Source organism: Desulfurella sp., from assembly GCF_049977265.1.
Taxonomy (GTDB): Bacteria; Campylobacterota_A; Desulfurellia; order Desulfurellales; family Desulfurellaceae; genus Desulfurella.
This window is the reverse complement of record NZ_JBMFGQ010000056.1, coordinates 1-6,945: the sequence shown is the minus strand read 5'-3', so window position 1 is coordinate 6,945 and position 6,945 is coordinate 1. Positions and strand designations below refer to the sequence as shown.

Genomic DNA, 6,945 nt, shown 5'->3' with positions numbered 1-6,945 from the left:
TTAGGGCAGAGTATATATCTGCAACAGCCATTATTTGATCAAATACTGACAATTGAGTTTTGTCAAAACCAAAAGGATAACCACTGCCATCCAAATATTCATGATGATTTGAAGCAATAGAAACGATCTGTTTTTCAAGTCCAAGTTTTGTCAAAAAGGAAAATGTATAAAAAGCATGTGACTTCATTTTAAGCCATTGTATGTTTTCAAGTTTGCCAGCAAAATCCAGTATACTGTTTGGCACAAAAAGCTTGCCTATATCGTGTAAAAAACCAGCAGTTTGTAACAGTTCACAATCGAGATCTCCAAAGCCTAAATTTTTTGCAATACTTGAGGCAGTATACGCTACATCCATTGAGTGAGTTAGGGTAAATTTACTTTTTTTATCTATGAAATTTTCTGCTATTGTTTTTCCAAGCATCATTAATTTTAAATTATCTAAAACTATAAACCTATCTTCAACATACGAAGGCAAAAAATGCTTTATTTCATCAATATTGTTTAGCATAATTAAAAATGCATCCATTTGTGTTGACACTAAAAAAGCATCCAGTATAGGTTTAAATTGAGATTTGCCTTTAAATGTGGCAAAAACTTTGGTTTGCAAGTCCTTTGGGTTATAAAACTCTTGTTTTCTTAAAATGACATCAACTTCGTCGGCAAAGTATATTATACGCGAAAGAAAGCTAGAAGAAGATGCGTTGTGATGGTCTTTTACGATAAGTGCAATATTTTCGCAAAATGGTATTTGGCTTAGAATTTCATAACCAAGTTGCGCATGTTCTTGAAGATTAATCATATTGCGATTTTCTTCAGACAACAGCTGGCCTTCGATACCAACAGCTCCAACATCATGAACCAGACAGGATAAATATAAATCTATTTTTTCCGTTCTTGTTAAATTTAAATTATTGGCAATAATTATTGATATAAAGCCAACTCTTAGGGCGTGATGGCTTGGGTTTTCCCCAAAAGCCATCAAGTCTAAAGAGTTAGAGATGTTTTCAATTAACTTTGTAAAATTTATTTTTCTATTTAAAAACATCTCTAATAGCTAAAAAAGGCCTTATAAGCTTTATATGTTTCAAAAAGATCCGCTTTAGATGAAATTTCGAATGGTGAATGCATAGAAATTAGAGCTGGACCACAATCTATGGTTTCTATATTGTGGTTTGCTATGTATTTTGCAATTGTGCCACCGCCACCTTCATCAACTTTGCCTAACTCACCCGTTTGCCACACTACATTGTTATCGTTGAAAATTTTTCTAATTTTGCCTACAAATTCAGCATTGGCATCGTTTGCCATGTATTTTCCGCCATGACCTGTAAATTTTGTTAGCACAACACCATTGTTAATGTAAGAGGCATTGTCTTTTTCGTGTACTTCTTTATACATTGGGTTTACTGCACCATTTACATCCGCCGATAAACATTCTGAGTGTTTAAAGAAAGACACAATATTTTCAAATGTTGGTTCATTTTTTTTTGCTTTTAAAATTTCAATAACAACTTCAAATAAAAAGCTGGATTGTGCCGATGTATTTCCTTCAGAGCCGATTTCTTCTTTATCTACCATTAAAGCTACCTGTGTTTGCGATGCTTTTTTGGATTCAAAGAAAGCTTTTAGGCTTGCGTATGCACAGATTCTGTCATCCTGACCGTAACCAGCTATTAAACTCTTATCAAACCCTGCATCTTTTGCTTTAAATGCTGGAGTTAATGTAATCTCAGCTGATATAAAGTCTTCTTCAAGGATGCCATAGGTTTCGTTGAGTATTTTTAAAATATTTAGCTTAATCTGGTCTTTTTCTTCTTTGCTAAATGGAATTGAACCAACAATTAAATTTAACTTATCAGCATCAAAAGCCTCTTTTACTACTTTGTCATCAATTACCTTTTTGGATAAATGTGGCAATAAATCTGGTATTACAAAAATTGGATCATCATCTTTTTCTCCAATATTGAATTCTATCATTTTTAAATCTGATTTTATAATAATGCCATGCAATGCGAGCGGGATGTTTAACCACTGATATTTTTTTATGCCACCATAATAATGAGTATGAAACAAGCCTAAGTTTGAATCTTCAAAGATTGGATTTTGTTTTAAATCTATGCGAGGTGAATCAATGTGGCTTGCTACAAATCTAGCGCCGTTTTCTTTTCCAATACGTACCAAAGCCGCATTTTTGTTTCTATTTATAAAAATTAGCTCATCTTTGGCGTGTTTTGAAAAATATTGCTTTATGAAATTGACAGTTTCTCGTTCTGTCTTGCAACTATCGAGAAAGCTTATATAATTTTTCGAAAATTCAAATACTTCCTCTTTTTTGTTATCAAGCCAGCCATTTTTCTGTTTTCTAAATAACTTTTCCTTTAAATCTTTCATCTTACCTCCAATTTTTTGTAGAGTTGATTTTTTAAGTTTAAAACTTCATTTAAACAATCTTCTACATTGCATAATATTTTTTCTTTTATGTTTCTTACGCGTATTTCTACCTTGTTGTTTTGAAAATTTTTAGATCCCACTATTATACTAATTGGAATTCCTATTAAATCCATATCCTTAAACTTTACACCTGCACGTTCTACTCTATCGTCATAAAGCACTTCTACTTTTGATATATTTAGTTGATTGTAAAGTTCTAAGCAAAATTGGTTAGTTTCGCTTGTCATATCAACTTGAATTATTTCTACTTCAAAAGGGGCAATAGAAATTGGCCATATAATACCATCACTGTCATGATTTTGTTCCACGCACGCTTGAGCTAACCTACCTACGCCTATGCCATAACACCCCATATAAATATATTGCTGTTTACCGTCTTTATCTAAATACACTACATTCATTGCTTTTGAATATTTAAGTCCAAGTTTAAATATATGTCCCACTTCAATGCCCATATATTTTTTTAATTTGCCTTTTTTACACTTAGGGCAAATTTCTCCTTCTTTTACGCTTCTTATATCATCAAATTCTACATTTTCCACTTTTTTTACTGATACATTTTTTAAATGATAATCGCTTTCATTAGCACCTACAACTATGTTATTTTTATTTTCTAATCTCAAGTCAGCTATAATTTTGATTTTTTTATTCAAGCCAATAGGACCGATAAAACCTTCAAATAGGCCTAAATCTTCAATTTCTTTTGAATTAAGGGTATAGAGTTCTATGCTTTTAGTTACATTTTTGGCTTTAATTTCGTTTAGGGTGTCGCTGCCAATTAAAATAAAACAAAAAAATTCACCGTTTTCGTTTTTATAAAGCAAAGATTTTGCTAAATTCTCTCTGTCAATACCCAGGAATCTACAAACATCTTCAATAGTTTTGGCGCCTGGAGTGTAAATTTTTTCTATTTCGTTTATTTCGCTTTGAAATTCAAGTTGGTCAATGTTTTCACTTGTTGCCTTTTCGGCATTTGCCGCATAATCGCAATTATCACAAACAAAAATTTCATCTTCCCCAACACTAGATAACACCATAAATTCTTCTGAATCTCTGCCGCCAATAGCTCCACTATCTGCTTGCACTATTCTAAAGTCTAATCCGCATCGCTTGAATATTCTACAGTATGCGTTGCGCATCTTATCGTAGCTTGTATCTAGACCAACGGGTTCTGAATCGAAGCTGTAGGCATCTTTCATTATGAATTCTTTTGCTCTCATAAGCCCAAATCTCGGTCTTATCTCATCTCTGAATTTTGTTTGGATCTGGTATAAGTTTATTGGCAGTTGCCTATAACTATTTACGTATCTTCTTACAATGTCTGATACAACTTCTTCATGTGTGGGACCAATCACAAAATCTCTATCGCTTCTATCTTTAAAACGCAGTAATTCTTTGCCATATTGACTCCATCTACCTGATTCTATCCATAACTCAGCTGGCTGAACTGCTGGCATCAAAATTTGCTGTGCGCCTTTTGCATCCATTTCCTCTTCTATAATTTTTGAAACTTTTTTTATAACTTTTAGGCCAAGGGGCATATATGTGTATACACCGCTTGATATTTGGCTTATAAAACTACCCCTTATAAGCAACTCATGGCTGTTAATTGTTGCATCCTTGGGTTTTTCTTTTATAGTGTAAATTGAACTTTCAGAAAACAGCATTAGTCAACTCCTTTTTGTTTGTCATTATACAAAAAGAATATTAAAAAATCAAAATGTTGCATGATATAATTAAATTTAGTATATAATTTTATTAGTTATATTATATTACCTAAAAATTTAGATTTTTTGGTGAGAAAAATTATCTGATTTTTAAAATTTGTATTTTTTATTGACAATTTTGTATATATTTTTTATACTTTAAAACATGAGAAAGTTTTGGTTAGTTCTAGCGGTATTATTTTTTGTTAGTTTTTCAAGGGCATTTGCGGGTGAAGCTACAGTTGATGACATTTTAAAATCACTTTCAAACGAAAACAATGCGTGTCAGATTCAAAAAGGTTATGCCTCATGGTATGGTTTGAGAGATTCTTTAATGCAAACAGCAAATGGCAATGTTTACAACAGTGATGAAATTTTTGCAGCTAGTAAAACCCTACCTTTTGGTAGTAAGGTGTTGGTAAAAAATCTTTACAATGGTAAAGAGCTGTTTGTAAAAATTGTTGACAGAGGACCATACATAAAGGGGCGCATACTAGACCTATCAAGAGGAGCAGCTAAAGAGCTTGGCATGATTAATGCGGGAGTAGTAGCTGTAAAAGTCTACACTCTTGGGTGTGAATATGCCTTAAACAAACTCAAAGATATCAATTTTTACTCTGATTCTAAATTAGCTTCAACCGATACAGAGTCTACACAACAAAACTAACAAAAAATGATGCAAAAGAGGGAAGACAAAAGTTCCCTCTTTTGCTATAAAGTTTAAATCTGCGGTCCTGCATCAGTGATTGATTTATCAATTTCGAAGCCAAATGAATCTAGGTTTTTCTTAAAAGCCAGTGCTAATTTTTTAAACTGATTATCATAGGCATCTTTATCTTTCCAGCTTTGTCTAGGATTTAAAATGTTTTGAGGTACCTCTGGACAATTTTTTGGAATATGAAGATTAAATATTGGCAAAACTTCGTACTCTACATCATTTAATTCATTGCTTAGAATAGCTCTAATTATAGCGCGCGTATGTGATATGCTAATACGTTTCCCAATCCCATATGGACCACCATTTAAACCGGTATTTACAAGCCAGCAATTAACACTGTGTTTTTGTATTTTTTCTCCTAATAGTTTTGCATAAACGGTTGGTGGCAAAACCATAAATGGCGCGCCAAAGCATGTAGAAAATACTGCGGTTGGCTCTTCAATACCAGCTTCTGTACCCGCAACTTTTGCAGTATATCCACTAATGAAATGGTACATTGCTTGATTTGTAGTAAGTTTTGATACAGGAGGTAACACCCCAAATGCATCGTATGTTAACATTATTATATTTTTTGGGTGTGGGCCAATACCTTCTTTTAACGCATTTGGTATGTAAGTTATGGGATAGGATGCCCTTGTATTTTCTGTTATTGAGTCATTAAATAGATCAACCCTGCGCGTTTGTTTATCAATTACAACATTTTCTAGTATTGTGCCAAATTTTCTGGTTGTTTCATATATTAAAGGTTCGTCATCTTTAGAAAGATTGATAACTTTTGCATAACAACCACCTTCAAAATTAAACACACCATCATCACTCCAGCCGTGTTCGTCATCTCCAATCAAAAAACGTTCTGGATCAGAAGACAGTGTCGTTTTACCTGTACCGGATAGTCCAAAGAAAATTGCCACATCGCCACCTTTTCCTAAATTGGCACTTGCGTGCATACTCATTATGCCTTTTAGTGGCATTAAATAGTTCATTACACTAAAAACTGATTTTTTAATTTCACCTGAGTAACCACTGCCACCTATTAAAACTATTTTCTTTTCAAAATTTAACAATACAAATACTTCGCTTCGTGTGCCATCAATTTCAGGTATAGCTTTAAACTCAGGTGCAGCTATTACAGTAAATCCAGGTTCAAAATTTTCAAGTTTTTTTGGATCAAGTTCTCTTATAAACATATTTCTTGCAAATAGTGATTGCCAGGCAAGTGTAGAAATAACTCTAATTGGTAATCTATATCTTGGATCCGCTCCTGCATAACCATCCATTATATAAATTTCTTTTTGTTGTAAATAAGCTACTACTTTTTTGTAAAGATTATCAAAAGCTTGCGGACTAATTTCTTGATTTTCTTTACCCCACCATATATGGTCTTTGCTTGGATCTTGCTTTACAATAAACTTGTCTTTTGGCGATCTTCCCGTGTATTTTCCGCTTTCTACAACAATAGGTCCCATATGGGCTAAAATGCCTTCTTTATTTTCGAGAATTTTTTCAACTAATACAGGTGTTGGTAAATTTCGGTAAACCTTTTTGAAGTTTACTATTTGCAAATACTCAAGCTGTTTTTCTAAATTCATAAAAACCTCCTTAATTTTTATATGTATTTTAACACAAAGTACAGAAGTTGTAAAATTTTTCAAAATAAAAATTTTTACTGTTTGACAAAAGCCCAATTAATTAATACAATATAGCCTGCATTTGGGAGATCGTCTAACGGTAGGACCGCGGACTCTGGATCCGCTAGTGGAGGTTCGAATCCTCCTCTCCCAGCCATGTGGCCTCATCGTCTAGCGGTTAGGACGCCGGCCTCTCACGCCGGTAACGGGGGTTCGATTCCCCCTGAGGCTACCATTTTTTTATTTTAACACTAAAACTTTGTTTTTTAATGTAAGCTAATGGATTGTAAAAATCATATTTAGGAAATGAAAATGTTAAAAAAACTTAAATTCTTTTTTTTAGGTGTGTTTTTAATCGGCATAAGCTTTAATTTGCAAGGATGCGCAGGATATACTACTGCTATTTTTACAAGCGCTATAACCAGTAAGTACGAAGCTATTA

At 33.2% G+C, this 6,945-nt stretch carries 5 protein-coding genes and 2 tRNA genes; 3 read left to right on the top strand and 4 right to left on the bottom strand.

The window, feature by feature from the left end; all coding sequences use genetic code 11:
• From ACP5FO_RS08140 to ACP5FO_RS08130, 3 genes are all read right to left on the bottom strand, one after another.
• On the bottom strand, positions 1–979 hold a 979-nt coding region (locus tag ACP5FO_RS08140), incomplete at its 3' end, for an HD-GYP domain-containing protein (RefSeq protein ID WP_428157346.1).
• Between the two features lie 68 nt (positions 980–1,047).
• Entirely contained in the window at positions 1,048–2,391 is a 1,344-nt protein-coding gene (locus ACP5FO_RS08135; RefSeq protein ID WP_428157345.1) for an aminopeptidase, read from the bottom strand.
• On the bottom strand, positions 2,388–4,118 hold the full coding sequence (locus ACP5FO_RS08130) for a proline--tRNA ligase (RefSeq protein ID WP_428110733.1): 1,731 nt from the start codon (positions 4,116–4,118) through the stop codon (positions 2,388–2,390). Before ACP5FO_RS08130 ends, ACP5FO_RS08135 begins: the two co-directional genes overlap by 4 nt.
• A gap of 205 nt (positions 4,119–4,323) precedes the next feature.
• Between ACP5FO_RS08130 and ACP5FO_RS08125 the strand changes: the two genes are divergently transcribed.
• Positions 4,324–4,824, top strand: a complete 501-nt coding sequence (locus tag ACP5FO_RS08125) for a septal ring lytic transglycosylase RlpA family protein (RefSeq protein WP_428110734.1) — start codon at positions 4,324–4,326, stop codon at positions 4,822–4,824.
• Positions 4,825–4,877: 53 nt separating this feature from the next.
• On the opposite strand, the gene pckA is transcribed toward ACP5FO_RS08125, so the two are convergent.
• On the bottom strand, positions 4,878–6,464 hold the full coding sequence (gene pckA, locus ACP5FO_RS08120; protein WP_428110735.1) for a phosphoenolpyruvate carboxykinase (ATP): 1,587 nt from the start codon (positions 6,462–6,464) through the stop codon (positions 4,878–4,880).
• Positions 6,465–6,586: 122 nt separating this feature from the next.
• Between pckA and ACP5FO_RS08115 the strand changes: the two genes are divergently transcribed.
• Together ACP5FO_RS08115 and ACP5FO_RS08110 are read left to right on the top strand one after the other, a co-directional pair.
• Positions 6,587–6,660, top strand: a tRNA-Gln gene (locus ACP5FO_RS08115).
• A gap of 3 nt (positions 6,661–6,663) precedes the next feature.
• Positions 6,664–6,738 (top strand) — tRNA-Glu (locus ACP5FO_RS08110).
• The last annotated feature ends 207 nt before the right edge of the window (positions 6,739–6,945 follow it).